This is a genomic window from Limnohabitans sp. Bal53 (assembly GCF_003063355.1).
Lineage (GTDB): Bacteria > Pseudomonadota > Gammaproteobacteria > Burkholderiales > Burkholderiaceae_C > Limnohabitans_A.
In genome coordinates this window covers 52072-68314 of record NZ_NESH01000001.1, presented here as the reverse complement: position 1 = coordinate 68314, position 16243 = coordinate 52072, and the positions used below count along the sequence as shown (strand labels likewise).

The 16243-nt window shown below is 60.0% G+C and carries 15 protein-coding genes, 1 tRNA gene and 1 pseudogene; 11 read left to right on the top strand and 6 right to left on the bottom strand.

From position 1 onward, the window contains the following. Positions 1-72 precede the first annotated feature (72 nt). Positions 73-873 (bottom strand): uroporphyrinogen-III C-methyltransferase, encoded by an 801-nt coding sequence (gene cobA, locus B9Z50_RS00145; RefSeq protein WP_108361703.1) that lies wholly within the window; start codon positions 871-873, stop codon positions 73-75. 207 nt (positions 874-1080) lie between these two features. Continuing rightward, positions 1081-1770: a substrate-binding domain-containing protein gene (locus tag B9Z50_RS00140; protein WP_108361702.1), complete on the bottom strand. Its 690-nt coding sequence runs from the start codon at positions 1768-1770 to the stop codon at positions 1081-1083. A 167-nt stretch (positions 1771-1937) separates the two neighbouring features. Here B9Z50_RS00140 and tsaD point away from each other — a divergent pair, with 167 nt between their 5' ends. The 5 genes and pseudogenes from tsaD to B9Z50_RS00115 all read left to right on the top strand — a co-directional run bounded on the left by tsaD (position 1938) and on the right by B9Z50_RS00115 (position 7250). Beyond that, on the top strand, positions 1938-2987 hold the full coding sequence (tsaD, locus tag B9Z50_RS00135; protein WP_108361701.1) for a tRNA (adenosine(37)-N6)-threonylcarbamoyltransferase complex transferase subunit TsaD: 1050 nt from the start codon (positions 1938-1940) through the stop codon (positions 2985-2987). 138 nt (positions 2988-3125) lie between these two features. Continuing rightward, entirely contained in the window at positions 3126-4397 is a 1272-nt protein-coding gene (locus B9Z50_RS00130) for a branched-chain amino acid ABC transporter substrate-binding protein (protein ID WP_108361700.1), read from the top strand. Positions 4398-4701: 304 nt separating this feature from the next. Beyond that, on the top strand, positions 4702-5313 hold the full coding sequence (locus tag B9Z50_RS00125; protein WP_108361699.1) for a hypothetical protein: 612 nt from the start codon (positions 4702-4704) through the stop codon (positions 5311-5313). A 475-nt stretch (positions 5314-5788) separates the two neighbouring features. Beyond that, positions 5789-5932 (top strand): annotated as a pseudogene (locus B9Z50_RS00120) (DUF802 domain-containing protein); the annotation flags it as partial. A 79-nt stretch (positions 5933-6011) separates the two neighbouring features. Then, a complete protein-coding gene (locus B9Z50_RS00115; protein ID WP_108361697.1) occupies positions 6012-7250 on the top strand; it encodes an MFS transporter in 1239 nt (412 codons plus the stop codon). Positions 7251-7369: 119 nt separating this feature from the next. On the opposite strand, the gene B9Z50_RS00110 is transcribed toward B9Z50_RS00115, so the two are convergent. The 4 genes from B9Z50_RS00110 to B9Z50_RS00095 form a co-directional block, all read right to left on the bottom strand. Beyond that, entirely contained in the window at positions 7370-8173 is an 804-nt protein-coding gene (locus B9Z50_RS00110; RefSeq protein WP_108361696.1) for a UDP-2,3-diacylglucosamine diphosphatase, read from the bottom strand. Positions 8174-8184: 11 nt separating this feature from the next. After that, positions 8185-8691 (bottom strand): peptidylprolyl isomerase, encoded by a 507-nt coding sequence (locus B9Z50_RS00105; RefSeq protein ID WP_108361695.1) that lies wholly within the window; start codon positions 8689-8691, stop codon positions 8185-8187. Between the two features lie 4 nt (positions 8692-8695). Then, a complete protein-coding gene (locus B9Z50_RS00100; RefSeq protein WP_108361694.1) occupies positions 8696-9382 on the bottom strand; it encodes a peptidylprolyl isomerase in 687 nt (228 codons plus the stop codon). Between the two features lie 71 nt (positions 9383-9453). Next, complete coding sequence (locus tag B9Z50_RS00095; protein WP_108361693.1) at positions 9454-9960, bottom strand: tetratricopeptide repeat protein; 507 nt, start codon at positions 9958-9960, stop codon at positions 9454-9456. A gap of 278 nt (positions 9961-10238) precedes the next feature. Here B9Z50_RS00095 and cysS point away from each other — a divergent pair, with 278 nt between their 5' ends. From cysS to B9Z50_RS00065, 6 genes are all read left to right on the top strand, one after another. Then, positions 10239-11615 (top strand): cysteine--tRNA ligase, encoded by a 1377-nt coding sequence (gene cysS, locus B9Z50_RS00090; RefSeq protein WP_108361692.1) that lies wholly within the window; start codon positions 10239-10241, stop codon positions 11613-11615. Then, positions 11612-12262, top strand: a complete 651-nt coding sequence (locus B9Z50_RS00085; RefSeq protein WP_233249693.1) for a DNA-3-methyladenine glycosylase — start codon at positions 11612-11614, stop codon at positions 12260-12262. The genes cysS and B9Z50_RS00085 overlap by 4 nt, the downstream gene beginning before the upstream one ends. A 49-nt stretch (positions 12263-12311) precedes the next feature. Continuing rightward, positions 12312-13286 (top strand): acetyl-CoA carboxylase carboxyltransferase subunit alpha, encoded by a 975-nt coding sequence (locus B9Z50_RS00080; protein ID WP_108361690.1) that lies wholly within the window; start codon positions 12312-12314, stop codon positions 13284-13286. Between the two features lie 40 nt (positions 13287-13326). Continuing rightward, positions 13327-14283: a tRNA lysidine(34) synthetase TilS gene (gene tilS / locus B9Z50_RS00075; protein WP_108361689.1), complete on the top strand. Its 957-nt coding sequence runs from the start codon at positions 13327-13329 to the stop codon at positions 14281-14283. A gap of 205 nt (positions 14284-14488) precedes the next feature. After that, on the top strand, positions 14489-15751 hold the full coding sequence (locus B9Z50_RS00070; protein WP_108361688.1) for an aspartate kinase: 1263 nt from the start codon (positions 14489-14491) through the stop codon (positions 15749-15751). Positions 15752-15769: 18 nt separating this feature from the next. Next, positions 15770-15862, top strand: a tRNA-Ser gene (locus B9Z50_RS00065). The last annotated feature ends 381 nt before the right edge of the window (positions 15863-16243 follow it).

Genomic DNA, 16243 nt, shown 5'->3' with positions numbered 1-16243 from the left:
GCGACATCGGGCCTGCGCTGGTCAATTTGCCGTTGGGGGTGAATGGGTCCAGCAGGTCATGGACCGGGGTTTTCAGGCTTGCAGTGCTCGGGGCTGGGTTTTGAGCTCTGGGACGTTCGCTTGGCTGGCCCAAGCCCTGGCCCCTTGCACGACATCGCCCACGACGATGATGCTGGGGCTTTGCAGGTCTTCCCGGTTCATGGTGTCCACCATATCGCCCAGTGTGCACAGGGCTTGGCGCTGCGTGGGCAGGCTGGCGTTTTGCACGACGGCCACCGGTGTGCGTGCGGGCAAGCCTTGCAGCAAACCTTGGCTGATGTGCGCCAAGCTGTTCACCCCCATGTAGATCACCAAAGTCAACTTGGCCTGTTGGGCCGTGTGGGCCAGCAAAGTCCAGTCGGTGCCGGTGTCGCCGGGTTTGGCGTGGCCTGTGACGAACACCACCCCATGCGCGTGCTCGCGGTGGGTGAGCGGTGCCCCCAGGCTGCTCATGCCCGCCAGGCCCGAGGTGATGCCGTTGACCACTTGCACGTCGATGCCGGCTGCGCGTAAATGTTCAACCTCTTCTCCGCCTCGGCCAAAAATGAAGGGGTCGCCGCCTTTCAGGCGCACCACCTGTTCACCAGCATGGACGGCCTGGACCATGAGCTTGTGGATGAAAGCTTGGGGTGTGCTGGCGCAGCCGCCGCGCTTGCCCACATGAATGATGCGTGCCGTGGGCGAAGCATGTTCCAGCACCGCGTCGTTGACCAAGTCGTCCACCAGCAGCACTGTGGCTTGGGTGATGGCTTTGACGGCTTTGAGTGTGAGCAGTTCCGGGTCGCCGGGGCCGGCACCCACCAGGGTGCAGCGCGGGGTAGAAAGAGAGGTCATGGCAGATCAGAAAATTCAATCTTTCCAATTTTCTGATCTCAAGACTCGGCTCACAAATACATATTTGGCATATGCTGAATGACGCGGAGGTGGACATGGACTTGGACACGGGTTGGCAGCAAGGCCAGTGTTTGGACTTTGCGCGAGCCCGCGCACGGGCCTGAACCTCGGTCTGATCCGCGGCGAGTGCGGCGGGTCAAGCGCAAGTCAAGGGGCGGTCATGCCGTGTTGTTCTTTCAATGCCCGGCAGGCGGGCGATGCCCAAAAAGCCAACACGCTGCGTACCGCATCAGGCTGTGTGCAGCTGTGGGGCACACAGCCTGAAAAGGTGGTCGTGATCTGCACCGCCTGGGGCAATGGGCCCAGCACCGTGATGCCTGCCACGCCACGCATTTCGCTCAGCTGCTGAAAGCCCAGCGCCACCTCGCCACGGGCCAGCAGGGCGCCCACCGGCACACCTGGCTTGGCTTGTACCAATTTCGACCCGATCTGCGTGAGGATGCCCCAGCGCTCAAACAGTTGGCGCAGCTGCACCCCACTGGGGCCGGTGGACAGGCCCACGGAGGGCGCGGCCAGCACGGCTTGACGCAGCGCGTCTTCGCTGGCGATGTCTGGCGCAGACTGGCCCTCAGGCACAGCCACAGCCACACCCGAATGCACCAGATCAACCCGGCTGCCCGCCAGTACATGGTCGCTGGCGATCAGTTTGTCGATTGCGTCGCTGGCCAGTACCACGGCATCAAACCCCTCGCCGGCTTGTACGCGCTGAGTCGCATCCACGCCGCCGACCGACTCCACCTGGATGTGAACGCCAGGGGCCTGTGCTTGGTAAAGCGCCACCAGATCGGCCAGCAGCGGCTTGGTGGCCATGGAAGAAATCAGTTGGAGATGGGTCATGTGTGGACTTTGAATTGCAAGGTGTTGAGAGGCGCAAGGCCCCGGTGGCCAAAGCTTTCACGTGGACGGTAAAAGGCTCAAAACTCATCGGGCAGAGGGCATCGATCTGGCTGAGATTATGGCCAAGGGCTGGAGCATCCCCTCATGCCCCGCTTAAACTCCCTCTCATGCACATATTGGGTATCGAATCTTCTTGCGACGAGACGGGCGTGGCCTTGGTGGCCACCACGGGCCCTGACATGCCGCGCTTGTTGTCGCACGCGCTCTACAGCCAGATCGAGATGCATCAGGCCTATGGCGGTGTGGTGCCCGAGTTGGCCAGCCGCGACCACATCCGCCGGGTGCTGCCGCTCACACGTCAGGTCCTGGCCGAGGCGGGGGCTACTTTGGCCGATATCGACGTGGTGGCCTACACCCGGGGGCCGGGACTGGCTGGGGCGCTGTTGGTGGGCTCGGGTGTGGCCTGTGCGCTGGCCGCGTCTTTGGGCAAGCCGGTGTTGGGTGTGCACCATTTGGAGGGGCATTTGCTCTCGCCTTTTTTGAGTGCCGACCCGCCTGAATTCCCGTTCATTGCCTTGCTGGTCTCCGGTGGCCACACGCAACTGATGCGGGTGGACGGCGTGGGCCGCTATGAACTGCTGGGCGAAACGATTGACGACGCTGCAGGCGAAGCCTTTGACAAATCCGCCAAGCTCATGGGCCTGCCTTATCCCGGTGGTCCGGGCCTCTCGCGTCTGGCCGAGCAGGGCAACCCGGCGGCTTACAAGTTGCCCCGACCTTTACTGCACAGCGGCGATCTGGATTTTTCCTTTGCCGGGCTCAAAACGGCGGTACTGACCCAAAGCCAGAAAATCGGCCCCGCCGCCCACACCGAAGGCGCACCTGAGCGGGCTGATTTGGCCGCATCTACCCAGGCCGCCATTGTGGAGGTGCTGGTCAAAAAGTCCATGACAGCGCTCAAAGCCAGCGGCATGAAGCGTTTGGTGGTGGCCGGTGGCGTGGGGGCCAACCGCGAATTGCGTGCGCAGCTCAACGCGGCCTGCACCAAAGCCCAAGTGCGGGTGCACTACCCTGAGCTGCATCTGTGCACCGACAACGGCGCCATGATCGCCATGGCTGCCGCCATGCGCTTACAAGCTGGCGCGCAAACTGCCCAGGCGCGCTACAGCTTTGATGTGAAACCGCGCTGGCCGCTGCACGAGTTAGCTCGGCCTTGAGGTTTCGGTACACGCCCTGAGCAAGCCCTGGACAAACCCTGTGGGAATTCGGGTTAACCCGATGTGGTGCACGCTGACTGGTTAAACTCCGCCCCTTTGCTTGCAGGGGCTGAGTTTCGGTCCTTCATCCGTCTTGCCATGTATTCACACCCCTTTTTCTCGCGCCGTGCGGTGCTCGCGTGTGCCGCTGCTCTGTGTTTTGTACCTGCACATGCCCAGTCGCCCGTGCCCATTCGGTTGGCCTTGATCGAGGGCCTGAGCGGCCCGTTTGCCAACACGGGGGAATCTGTGGTGCGCAACATCGCCTGGGCGGTCGAGCGGGTCAATGCCCGCGGCGGCGTCCAGACCGCACAAGGCATGCGGCCCCTGGTGCTCACGCGCCACGACAGCAAAGGTCAAAGCGAAGAGGCTTTGTCGGCCCTTAAATCGGCCATCGATGACGGTGCACAGGTTGTGTTGCAAGGCAACTCCTCGGCCAATGCGGCGGCCCTGATCGACGCGATCAACAAGCACAACGAGCGCGAGCCCACCCGGCGCGTGCTCTTTCTCAATTACTCGGCGGTTGATCCGGCCTTGACCAACGAGAAATGCAGCTTCTGGCATTTCCGTTTTGACGCCCATGCCGACATGCGCATGGCGGCCCTCATGCAGGTCTTGCGCGAAGACCCCAGCGTCAAATCGGCCTACTTGATCGGTCAGGACTACAGCTTCGGGCAGGCCGTATTGCGCGAGGCCCGGCGGCAGTTGGGCGTACAGCGCCCAGATGTGCAGATCGTGGGCGACGAGTTGCACCCCATGGGCCGGGTCAAAGACTTTTTGCCCTATGCGGCCAAGATCAAGGCCAGCGGTGCTCAGGCCGTGATCACGGGCAACTGGGGCAATGACCTGACGCTCTTGGTCAAAGCTGCACGCGAGGCCGGTTACGAAGGCAAGTTCTACACCTTTTATGGCAACGCCCTGGGCGCGCCTGCGGCCATTGGTGAAGCCGGTGTGGGCCGCGTGATCGCGGTGGCCGACTGGCTGCCCAATGTGCCAGGCCAGGCCAGCGCCCAGTTTTACCAAGACTTCCGCCAACGCTTTCCCAAACCGTCCGAAGATTATGTGCATGTGCGCATGCAGCTCATGATCGAGGCGCTGGCGCAAGCGGTGCAAAAAGCCGGGGGCACCGATCCTGTGGCTGTGGCCATGCAACTGGAAAAAGCCCGCGTCAGCATCGCCGGGCAAACCGGCAGCATGCGCGCCCAAGACCACCAGTTTCAGCAACCGCTGGCGGTCGGTGTAATGGCACGCCAAGGCACACCTGGTGTGCCCTTTGACGTTGAAGGCTCGGGTTATGGCTTCAAAGTGGTGCGCCAGATCAAGGCCGAGCAGGCCAGTTTGCCCAGCACTTGTCAGATGGTACGCCCGTGAGGCTGAATGGTTTTGGGGTTCTTTTTGAAGGAGCCTGAGTTCTCGTTATCGGTTGCGGGGGGGGGTCTCAAGCTGGTGGGTTCCTCGCACCCATCCATCTGCAATTGAATCTAAATGTAATATTTTTTCAAATGTCTGCTGTATTTTAAAAATTAATTATTAAGATGTCTTTAAAATATAAATTGTGATTGCGGTAAAAGGTGCCTGTCCGGATTTTTTTGTGGGGCTTGTTCTGTCCCGCGTCAGCTTCATAGATTTTGGATGGGTCATTTGCTGAATTCATTTGTTGTATTGAAAGGCAAAGATGAGCATCGTCAAATACTTCGACCATGGTTTTCAAAGTGACATCGGCAAGCTTCAATTCACCGAAGTGCCCCAGGTGCTGAGAGATATATTGAACGACAAGGACCTGATCCAGTTTGGCGGCAAAAACTGGTCACATGTCCAAGAAGATCTCCAAGACATCGACCCTGAGTTGCGTCCCATGTTTGTGTTGTGCTTGTTTGCTTTGGTGGCCACAGACCAGTGCATGCAAACGTATTTCAAGCCTTATTACGCCGACTGGCGTGTGCAAACTGCTTATCCCAAATTCGGCTGGACCCGGTTTGGTTTGTACAACGAAAATCCGCTGAAACTGTTGTCTGTGCCCGAGCAGATGCAACTGGTCGATGTGGAGAAAACCTGTGCCCTGATGCTTGACTTTATGGGCTTTTATCGAAGCTTGGTGACCGACTATTGCCATCAGCACGCGCCGCAGTTGTCGGCTGATCTGTTCTTTACCCGACTCCTTCAAGACGATATTTTCGAGATGGGCGAGGGCCAATTGGTAGCTGCGTTCAAACACGCTGCATCTGATTTGATTCCCGCCAGAACATTGGACGCGCCGGTTTCAGAGGACAGTTTGCTGGCAGCTTGAGTTTCGAGGCCACCCTGAGGTGCTTGATTTTGGATGAAAGTCTTTGGTTTCGGGCCTCTCGGGCAGTCGCTTTTTAGGCCGATAAGCCCCCTGGAGCATGCGTAGCTCATGTGTATGGGATGTTTGGGCGCAGTGTCCGCGGCACTTGTGCGTTCAACAATGACAAGCATGCAGAGTCTGACCGAATGGCCGATCGTGTCACGGCGGTTAGCACAAAACCTGATTTCCCTCATAGGCTATTTGATTGGCATGGACGTACCAGACTAGAGCAGGTTCTGACCAAAACGGGCAACACCTCCAATATGTCCCCAATAATGTGCAACGCGCTCCACAAAGAAGTTTCCCATCGTTTGCGCGACCTGATCGTGTCCTGGCGCCAGCGACCGAGCGAGCGCATCCAATGGGTGGAGGTGGCCCAGCTGCTGGGGGGGCCGCACACCTGTGCGCGAAGCGATCGTGATGCAGCGCCAACTCCACCCTGGAAAATTGGAATGCCGCCATGGCCGAACATGAGCAGATGATGCAGGCCTTGGCTGCTCGGGACGGTCAGGCCCTGTCGCGCATCATGGGCGAACACATCCGGAACACTTGGCCGCGCATCAAGGATGTGGTGAGCTGAGACTGCCCCTGCCCCTGAGCGCAGGCGGCTTGTCCCGCATTTGCCAAGCTTGCGGGTCTGTGCCTGCTAATCTGGTGGCATGAGCTCAACGACTGCCGCTGCTGAACACCTGATCGACTCCGCTTATGCCGCAAGGCGTTTGATGGTCACGCTGGCCTTGATGACGCTGGGGGGCTCCAGCATGTACGTGGTGGCCGTGGTGCTGCCTGCCGTTCAGGCCGAGTTTGGCGTCAGCCGGGCCGATGCTTCCTTGCCTTACACCTTGATGATGATCGGCTTTGGTGTCGGAGGTTTGTTCATGGGCCGCTGGGCCGACCGGGCGGGCGTGCATGTGCCTTTGTTTTTGGGGGGTGTGGGCACGGGCCTGGGTTTCATCGCGGCCAGTCTGTCCGGCAACATCTGGTGGTTTGCGCTGGCGCATGGCTTGCTTTTGGGTCTGATTGGCAGCTCCACCACCTTTGCGCCCTTGGTGGCCGATACCTCGCTGTGGTGGCGCAAGCGCCGTGGCATTGCCGTGGCGGTGTGCGCCAGCGGCAACTACGTGGCCGGTGCCATCTGGCCGCCTTTGGCCCAGCACGGTGTCGAGACTGTGGGCTGGCGCAACACCTACGTGGCGCTGGGCCTTTTTTGTGGCATCGGCATGGTGCTGCTCAGCTTGCTGATGCGCCAGCGCCCGCCCTTGCTGCAAACCCCGGTGGTGGGCAGCGCCCAGGCCCTGCAGTCGCAGCGGCCCTTTGGCCTGAGCCCCAACAACGCACAGTTTTTGCTGTGCGTGGCGGGTGTGGCTTGCTGTGTGGCCATGGCCATGCCGCAGGTGCACATCGTGGCGTACTGCACCGACCTGGGTTTTGGTGCGGCACGCGGGGCTGAAATGCTCTCGCTCATGCTGGCCAGCGGCATCGCCAGCCGTTTGATTTCCGGGGCGATTTGTGACCGTATCGGCGGCTTGCGCACGCTGGTGCTGGGCTCGGTTTTGCAGGGCGTGGCGCTGCTCTTGTTTTTGCCTTTTAACGGCCTGGTCTCGCTCTACATCATTTCTGCCTTGTTTGGCCTGTTTCAGGGCGGCATCGTGCCAGCCTACGCCATCATCGTGCGCGAGTACTTTCCGGCCAAAGAAGCGGGCTCTCGCGTGGGCGCAGTCATCATGGCCACGCTCTTGGGGATGGCGTTGGGCGGCTGGATGTCGGGCAAGGTGTTTGACCTCACCGGCTCCTACCACGCGGCGTTCATCAACGGCGTGCTGTGGAATGCGCTCAACTTGAGCATCGCCTTGTGGCTGCTGTGGCGCGTCAAGCGGGCAGCTGTGCAGCCCGCTTGATCCAGCTGTTATGAGGGCCGGTCTAGTGGGTGCGTATTGAGGCAGAAACCTGCCGCCGCACAACACCGATCGCGGTCGCAGACGGCCATGAGCTCGGGTGTCTGACCTGAAGCTTGAGCTTACTCAGCAAGCTTGGCGCTTGTCGTCAGGTCCATGCGGGTGAAATCACCGCCGAGTCGCAGCCTGAACACTTGGGCCCGAGTCGGCGCGTGGTCCAGCGACCAGTCGCTCAGCACATGCCTGTGCCCTGTACCCAGAAGGTGGTCGGCGGGCTTGTGGGTGTGGCCATGCACCAGACGATCGGCACCGGCGGCATGGAGCCAGTTCAGGGCCATCAGTACATCGGCATCGGCGTAGACCATGCCTTTGTGTTTTTGGGACTCGCTTTGCGCCCGCATGGCGCGTGCCAAGCCCAAGCGCTCGTGCAAGGGTTTGGCTAGAAATTCGGTTTGCCAGTCGTTGTGTCGCACCTGCTGGCGAAAGACTTGGTAGGCGCGGTCATCCAGGCAAAGGGCATCCCCGTGGGTAAGCAAAATGCGCTGCTCGCCCCAATGCAGCACAGAAGGATCGCTCAAGGCGTGCACACCGCAATTGGACAAGAATGCCGGCCCGACCAGAAAATCCCTGTTGCCTGGCATGAAAGCCACATGCAAGCGCTGTGCAGTCTGGCGTAAGACTTGCGCACAGGTTTGCAAAAAAAGGTCGGACTCGACGGCATCGTCGCCCACCCAAACTTCAAACAAGTCACCCAGGATCAGCACCGCATCGGCGGCGGTGCTGGCCATGTAGTCACGCCAAGCTTCAAAAGTGGCCGTCTCGGAAGCCTGCAAATGCAGGTCCGAGATCAGGTCCACGGTTTGCCATGCCGCTGGCGCAGTCAGCCGACCGAGGTTCGGGGCTGTGGTGCGCGGGTCTGCGGACACGGCTTAGCCCATCACAGTGCGATGGCTTTTTCGATCACGACGTCCTCTTTGGGCACGTCACCGTGGCCGCCGCGGTTGCCGGTTTTCACGCCTTTGATCTGGTCGACCACTTCGGTGCCCTTGACCACTTTGCCGAACACGGCATAGCCCCAGCCTTGCATGGAGGGGGCAGTGTGGTTCAAAAAGTCGTTTTTGGCGACGTTGATGAAGAACTGCGAGGAAGCGGAGTGGGGGGCCGAGGTGCGGGCCATGGCCACGGTGTACTCGTCGTTTTTCAGGCCGTTGTTGGCTTCGTTCTCGATGGTGGCATCGGTGGGCTTTTGGCTCATGCCGGGCTCAAAGCCGCCGCCTTGGATCATGAAGCCGGGGATCACACGGTGAAAAATCGTGTTGTTGTAGTGGCCCTTGTTCACATAGGCCAAGAAGTTTTCGGTTGACTTGGGGGCTTTTTCAGCGTCCAGCTCGAGTGTGATGACGCCGTAGCCGGTGATGTGCAGTTCGACTTGTGGGTTGCTCATGGTGTTACTTCAACAAAGTGATGGATTGGATGACAACCGGCGTCCGTGGAACATCGGTCGGGAAGGGGCCGCCTGCGCCCGTGGGCGTGTTGCGGATTTTTTGGACCACATCCATGCCGGATGTGACTTTGCCAAAAACGGTGTAGCCGAACAGCTGGGGTGCATTCAGCAGTTGGGCGCGGGCCACGTTCTCGTAGACACGGCCTTGGTATTGAAATTTGGCGACCGGGTCCCCATCAGGAATGGGGGTGGGGTCGAGAAAAGCGTTGTCCACCACGTTGATGAAGAACTGGGCGGTGGCCGATTGGGGGTCGTTGGTGCGGGCCATGGCCAGCGTGCCGGTGGTGTTTTTCAGGCCGCCAGCCAGTGCTTGTCGTCCCTCGTGTTGGACAGGCGCGCGTGTTTTCTTTTCTTTGTACTGGGCATCAAAGCCGCCGCCTTGCACCATGAAGCCGGCAATTACACGGTGAAAAATCGTGCCCTCGTAGTGCTTGTCTTGCACGTACTGCAAAAAGTTGGCCACGGTTTTAGGCGCTTTGTCGGCGTACAGCTCCGCTTCGATGTCACCCATGGAGGTGCTGATGCGCACTTTGGGTGTGCTGGTGTTTTGCGCCTGTGCGCCCCAGGGGGCCAACAAGCTCAAGCTCAGGGCCAGGGCGACCCAGCGGCGATGGTGATTCAGAGGGGGCATGGGTGAAAGCATGAAAGGTTGATGGATGGTCGGGCAGGGCTGTCAGCATGACGGCCACTCGCGCAGTGGGTTCAGGGCGTGCGTATCACCTGTTCGGTGGCCAGTTGCTTGGCTTGCAAACGGGCGATCTGAGGCGTCACAAGCCTGGCCCGCGCGAAGGCCTGGGCTGCCATCGCCAAATGCAGATCACCCAGATTTTCAAGGGCCAGCGCGTAGTCCGGCCGCGCCCTCAGGGCCGCCTGCAAGGCAAGCAGCGCTTCATCGTGGCGGTTCTCGCGCACCAGCAAGGCCGCCAGGTTGTTGTGAGGTTCGGGCAATTCGGGGAAAGACTGGGTCAGCGCGCGCAACGTGTCCATGGCCGCTTGGGTTTGGCCCAGGCCGGTTTGGATATGGCTTTGCAGCAGACGCATTTGGGGATCGGTGGGAGTGGTGTTCAGCCTGGCCTCAGCCAAAGTCTGGGCTTGCGCCCATTGGCCGTTTTGCACCAAAGCGCTGACATCGGTGTACACGTCGGCCCGCACGCCGAGGCTGCAAGTCCACAGGGTGCAAAAAGCCATCCAACTGAGCCAGGTTCGCATGCGTGCCCAAAGAAAGAGGGGGGGTCAAAAAAGAGGCTGCCGAGCCGCTGGGGGTGGCGCAGGCCGACTCAAAAAGAGCACCACAGGCCTTGGCTCGGGGATATACTGAGCAGTCATTGTAGCGGAGCCCCTCGCGGTTATCCGCGTGCCGAAAGGTGCCGCCAGCCCCGTGCGCGCTGGCTTTTTTTGAGCCGTTTTGCCGCCGTTGCCTGAGCCAACGGCCTTGGGTGCGCAGCACTCCAAGCGGCTTTTGTTGACCGCCATTTTTTCGATCTGACATGAGTTTGCGCATTTTCAACACGCTCAGCCGTGCTGTTTCTGATTTTTCTCCGGCCGATCCCGGACATGTGCGCATGTATGTGTGCGGCATGACCGTGTACGACCTGTGCCACCTGGGGCATGCCCGCTCAATGATCGCTTTCGATGTGGTTCAGCGCTGGCTCAAAGCCAGTGGCTACCGGGTCACCTATGTGCGCAACGTGACCGACATCGACGACAAAATCATCAAACGCGCCCTGGAAAATGGCGAAACCATCCGCGGCTTGACCGACCGCATGATCGACGCGCTGCACCAGGACGCCGACGCCCTGGGTATCGAGCGCCCCCAGCACGAGCCCCGTGCCACCGACTATGTGCCCCAGATGCTCAGCATGATCGGCACCCTGGAGCAAAAAGGCCTGGCCTACCGCGCGGGCAATGGCGATGTGAACTATTCGGTGCGCAAGTTTGCGGGTTACGGCAAGTTGTCAGGCAAGTCGCTGGATGAGCTCAATGCAGGCGAGCGCGTGGCCGTGGAGACCGACAAGCAAGACCCGCTGGACTTTGTCCTTTGGAAGAGTGCCAAATCTACCGAGCCCGAAGACGTGAAATGGGCCAGTCCCTTTGGCACGGGCCGTCCCGGCTGGCACATCGAGTGCTCGGCCATGGCCTGTGAGCTCTTGGGCCAGACTTTTGACATCCACGGCGGCGGCGCTGACCTGCAGTTTCCGCACCACGAAAACGAAATCGCCCAAAGTGAAGGCGCCAACGGCCAGCCTCTGGCCCGCTTTTGGATGCACAACGGCTTCATCAACGTGGACAACGAGAAGATGTCCAAGAGCCTGGGCAATTTCTTCACGATCCGTGATGTGCTCAAAGAGTTTGACCCTGAGACCGTTCGCTTTTTCATTGTGCGCAGCCACTACCGCAGCTCGCTCAATTACAGCGATGTGCACCTGAACGACGCCAAAGGCGCTTTGAAGCGCTTGTATACCGCCGTGCAAGCTGTGCCGCCAGCCCCAGTCACCATCGACTGGACCGACCCTTTGGCCGCCCGCTTTAAGGCCGCCATGGACGAAGACTTCGGCACCCCCGAGGCGGTGGCCGTGTTGTTCGAGTTGGCAGGCGAAGTCAACCGCAGTGGCTCTGGCGAGCGCTCGGGCTTGCTCAAAGCCCTGGGCGGCTTGTTGGGCTTGCTGCAAACCGATCCGACCGTGTACCTGCAGGCGGGGGCCCGTATGGATGAAACGGCCATTCAGGCCCATATTCAGGCGCGGGCCGACGCCAAAAAGGCCAAAAACTTTGCCGAAGCCGACCGCATCCGCAACGATTTGCTGGCGCTGGGGATTGTGCTCAAAGACTCGGCCGCAGGCACGACCTGGGAGGCGGCGCAGTGACGCTCAGCCCCAGCCTGGAGGTGATCCCTGTCACGCCCGCTTATTGGGCAGAGGCCTGTGCACACCTGGCCAGAAAAGACCGGGTCATGAAAAAACTCATCCCCCAGTTTGGCGATGCCATTCTCGAAACCCGGGGCGATGCGTTTGTGACCTTGGCCCGCTCGATTGTTGGGCAACAAATTTCGGTCAAGGCCGCGCAATCGGTGTGGGACCGTTTTTCGGCCTTGACCAAACGGCTCACGCCTGCCGCTGTGCTGAAACTCAAAGTGGACGACATGCGCGCGGCCGGTTTGTCAGCCCGAAAGGTTGAGTACCTGGTCGATCTGGCGGTGCACTTCAGCTCGGGTGCGGTGCACGTGAAGGCATGGCAAGAGATGGATGACGAGGCCATCATTGATGAGTTGGTGGCGATACGAGGCATTGGCCGTTGGACGGCCGAGATGTTCCTGATCTTTCACCTGTTGCGACCCAATGTGCTGCCGCTTGACGATGTGGGCCTGATCAATGGCATCAGCCGCAACTATTTCTCTGGCGAGCCCGTCAGCCGCAGCGACGCCCGTGAGGTTGCTCAGGCCTGGAGCCCGTATTCGACTGTGGCAACTTGGTATATTTGGCGCTCATTGGACCCCGTGCCGGTGGCGTATTGAGGGGCTGGACGCTGCGTCTACCCGGAAACTGAACAGAGAGGAGTCAAACTTGGCCAAAAAAACATTTCTCGACTTTGAGCAACCCGTTGCCGAACTCGAAGCCAAGATCGAAGAGTTGCGCTATGTGCAAAGCGAGTCGGCGGTGGACATCACCCTCGAAATCGAGCAGCTGAGCAAAAAAAGCCAGCAACTGACCAAAGACATCTACAGCGACCTGAGCCCTTGGCAGGTCACCAAAATCTCTCGCCACCCCGAGCGGCCTTACACACTGGACTACATCCACGGCATCTTTACCGACTTTGTCGAGATGCACGGCGACCGCCACTTTGCCGACGATTTGTCGATAGTGGGCGGCCTGGCCCGCTTCAATGGGCAAGCCTGCATGGTGCTGGGCCAGCAAAAAGGGCGCGACACCAAAGAGCGCACTCTGCGCAATTTCGGCATGAGCAAGCCCGAGGGCTACCGCAAAGCGCTGCGCCTCATGAAGACCGCCGAAAAATTCAAGTTGCCCGTCTTCACTTTTGTGGACACGCCGGGTGCCTACCCCGGCATTGACGCCGAAGAGCGCGGCCAATCTGAAGCCATTGGCCGCAATATTTTCGAGATGGCGCAGCTCGAAGTCCCGATCATCACGACCATCATCGGTGAAGGCGGCTCCGGCGGTGCCTTGGCCATTTCGGTGGCAGACCAGGTCTTGATGCTGCAGTACTCGGTCTATTCGGTCATCAGCCCCGAAGGTTGCGCTTCCATTCTTTGGAAAACCAGCGAAAAAGCCGAAGTGGCAGCCGATGCGTTGGGCATCACCGCCCACCGTCTCAAGGCCCTGGGTCTGGTGGACAAGATCGTTAACGAGCCTGTGGGCGGTGCCCACCGTGACACGCACCAAATGGTGTCTTTCCTCAAGCGCGCTTTGGGCGATGCCTGGCGGCAGGTGGCCGATCTCAAACCCAAAGAACTGCTCGAGCGCCGCTACGAGCGCCTCAACAGCTACGGCCGCTTCACCGACACCAAAGCGGGTAAATAAATCCGTTTTGAATCCCGCTGAGCAGCCGCAGGCTTTACCCATGGCAGCGCACCGGGCAGCCCCTCCCGAGCAGGCCTTGGCTGGTTTCAGCCCGGGCCTTCCTTTTGCAGTCGCCTTCAGTGGCGGGGCCGACTCCACCGCACTGCTCCTGGCTTGCTCACAGCGTTGGCCAGGGCAGGTGAGGGCGGTGCACATCCACCATGGCCTGCAGGCCGCTGCCGATGGCTTTGAGTCGCATTGCCGCGCCTTGTGTGTGGTCCTGGGGGTGCCGCTGACCGTGCGCCGAGTTCAGGCAGGCCACGCATCAGGCCAAAGCCCCGAAGACGCAGCGCGCCAAGCCCGTTACGCCGCGCTGGCCGAAGCCGTCAAGACCGAATGGCCCGAGGTGCGCGATATCGTTTTGGCGCAGCATGCCGACGATCAGATCGAAACCTTGTTGATTGCCTTGTCGCGAGGCGCAGGCCTGCCCGGTTTGGCCAGCATGCCCGCGCACTGGCAGCGGCAGGGTCTGGCATGGCACCGCCCGTGGTTGGGTGTGCCGGGTGCGAGTTTGCGCGAATGGTTGCAAAGTCAGGGACAAACCTGGGTGGAAGACCCCAGCAATGCCGACGAGAAGTTCACCCGCAACCGCATCCGCGCCCGTGTCTTGCCTGCGCTGGCCGAGGCCTTGCCCGCTTTTCGCGAGACCTTTGCCCGCAGCGCCGCCCATGCCGCCCAAGCCCAAGAGGTGTTGAACGAAGTGGCGGCGCAAGACCTGGCGCAAGTCGGTGTGCCCCCTCGCATCCACGCCCTGCAGCAGCTCAGTCGCGCCCGCCAAGCGCTGGTGTTGCGCCACTGGCTGCGCCAGCTCCACGCCACCACGCCCAGCACCGCGCAGCTGCACGAGTTGCTCGACCAGGTGGCGGCCTGCACCACGCGGGGGCACCGTCTTCACTTGAAAGTGGGGCAGGGCTTTGTGGAGCGCTACGGCGCAGGGTTGTCATTCTTGGCCTGCTGAAACCACCAGCCAATGCGCGCGGCCGCGCGCGTGGACCCCAGTGTTTGGACAAGTCTGGCCTAAGGACCTGGCGGGTCATGTACGCGTCAGCCCCGTTGATACAATCGACAAGTTTTGCTGGGGCTCCCCCCTTTGAACACCGGGAGTGCGGCGTCCCAATAATTTGCTGCGCTACATCCGCTTTTTTCTTTTACCCAAACTACACATGGCTTTGATCGTTCACAAATACGGCGGCACCTCGATGGGCTCGACCGAGCGCATCCGCAATGTCGCCAAGCGCGTGGCCAAATGGGCCCGTGCTGGCCACCAAATCGTGGTGGTTCCCAGTGCCATGAGCGGTGAAACCAACCGCTTGCTGGGCCTGGCCAAAGAGTTGGCGCCCGCCAAACCCGGCACCGCTTACAGCCGCGAACTCGACATGCTCGCCTCCACCGGAGAGCAGGCGTCGTCGGCGCTTTTGGCCATTGCTTTGCAATCCGAAGGTCAGCCCTCGGTCAGCTACGCCGGCTGGCAAGTGGCCATCAAAACCAACGACGCCTTCACCAAAGCCCGCATCCAGTCCATCGATGACCAAAAGGTCATGGCCGATCTGAATGCCGGCAAGGTGGTCATCATCACCGGCTTTCAAGGTGTGGACGACAACGGCAACATCACCACGCTCGGTCGTGGCGGCTCAGACACTTCGGCCGTGGCTGTTGCTGCGGCCCTCAAAGCCGACGAATGCCTGATCTACACCGATGTGGACGGCGTCTACACCACCGACCCGCGCGTGGTGCCCGAAGCCCGTCGCTTGCACACGGTGAGCTTTGAAGAGATGCTGGAGATGGCGTCACTGGGCTCTAAGGTTCTGCAGATCCGCTCGGTGGAATTTGCGGGCAAGTACAAAGTGCCCATGCGTGTGCTCTCGAGCTTCACGCCTTGGGACATCGACATCAACGAAGAAGCCGCATCCGGCACCCTGATCACTTTTGAGGAAGACGAACAAATGGAACAAGCCGTCGTTTCCGGCATCGCATTCAACCGCGACGAAGCCAAAATCTCTGTGTTGGGCGTGCCCGACAAGCCTGGCATCGCCTACCAAATTTTGGGCGCTGTGGCCGATGCCAACATCGAAGTCGATGTGATCATCCAGAACCTGAGCAAAGACGGCAAGACCGACTTCAGCTTCACCGTGCACCGCAACGACTACGCCAAAACCATTGACCTGCTCAAGGAAAAAGTGCTGCCCTCTTTGGGCGCAGCTGAAGTGTCGGGTGACGCCAAGATCTGCAAAGTGTCCATCGTCGGCATCGGCATGCGCAGCCATGTGGGTGTGGCCAGCAAGATGTTCCGCAGCTTGAGCGAAGAGGGCATCAACATCCAAATGATCTCGACTTCCGAAATCAAAACCTCGGTCGTGATCGACGAAAAATACATGGAATTGGCTGTGCGCGCTCTGCACAAAGCCTTCGATCTGGACCAAGCCTGAGCTATAATCTAATCCACTGGAAACGTGACCGAGTGGCCGAAGGTGCTCCCCTGCTAAGGGAGTATGGGGTGTAGAGCCTCATCGAGGGTTCGAATCCCTCCGTTTCCGCCAAGATAAGCCCTAAGTAATTAATTTACTTAGGGCTTTTTCTTTTTTGAGTTGCTTACCCACCTATTAACCCACCAATGGGTTGTCGCTTTGCCATAAAGGTTTGTGGTCCAATAAATTCAGTCGCAGACGTGATGCCAAGTGCAGGGGCCCTACGAACTGATCGTTAGACTTGTTTGTAAGTGATAGGAAAAATCTCCAACCCGAAGACCCCACCGTACCCCCACCCCCACGATTTCATTCTGGTTCCATCCATCGGCTACGTGCTTGCCAATAAGGGCGTACCATTTTCACTTCAGGGAATTTAGGTTCGATCGCCGCTTCTGGGAACTGGCATCAAGGCGTTACGCGTCAACTTCATCCATCAGGACTGAGGCTTTGCAC

Excerpts from the sequence above, each read along its gene's own strand:
- B9Z50_RS00100 (WP_108361694.1), bottom strand. The coding sequence starts at position 9,382 with ATGCCCCCTCTGAATCACCATCGCCGCTGGGTCGCCCTGGCCCTGAGC.
- B9Z50_RS00105 (WP_108361695.1), bottom strand. The coding sequence starts at position 8,691 with ATGAGCAACCCACAAGTCGAACTGCACATCACCGGCTACGGCGTCATC.
- B9Z50_RS00115 (WP_108361697.1), top strand. The coding sequence starts at position 6,012 with ATGAGCTCAACGACTGCCGCTGCTGAACACCTGATCGACTCCGCTTAT.
- B9Z50_RS00070 (WP_108361688.1), top strand. The coding sequence starts at position 14,489 with ATGGCTTTGATCGTTCACAAATACGGCGGCACCTCGATGGGCTCGACC.
- tilS (WP_108361689.1), top strand. The coding sequence starts at position 13,327 with ATGGCAGCGCACCGGGCAGCCCCTCCCGAGCAGGCCTTGGCTGGTTTC.
- B9Z50_RS00125 (WP_108361699.1), top strand. The coding sequence starts at position 4,702 with ATGAGCATCGTCAAATACTTCGACCATGGTTTTCAAAGTGACATCGGC.
- tsaD (WP_108361701.1), top strand. The coding sequence starts at position 1,938 with ATGCACATATTGGGTATCGAATCTTCTTGCGACGAGACGGGCGTGGCC.
- B9Z50_RS00140 (WP_108361702.1), bottom strand. The coding sequence starts at position 1,770 with ATGACCCATCTCCAACTGATTTCTTCCATGGCCACCAAGCCGCTGCTG.
- cysS (WP_108361692.1), top strand. The coding sequence starts at position 10,239 with ATGAGTTTGCGCATTTTCAACACGCTCAGCCGTGCTGTTTCTGATTTT.
- B9Z50_RS00095 (WP_108361693.1), bottom strand. The coding sequence starts at position 9,960 with ATGCGAACCTGGCTCAGTTGGATGGCTTTTTGCACCCTGTGGACTTGC.
- B9Z50_RS00130 (WP_108361700.1), top strand. The coding sequence starts at position 3,126 with ATGTATTCACACCCCTTTTTCTCGCGCCGTGCGGTGCTCGCGTGTGCC.
- cobA (WP_108361703.1), bottom strand. The coding sequence starts at position 873 with ATGACCTCTCTTTCTACCCCGCGCTGCACCCTGGTGGGTGCCGGCCCC.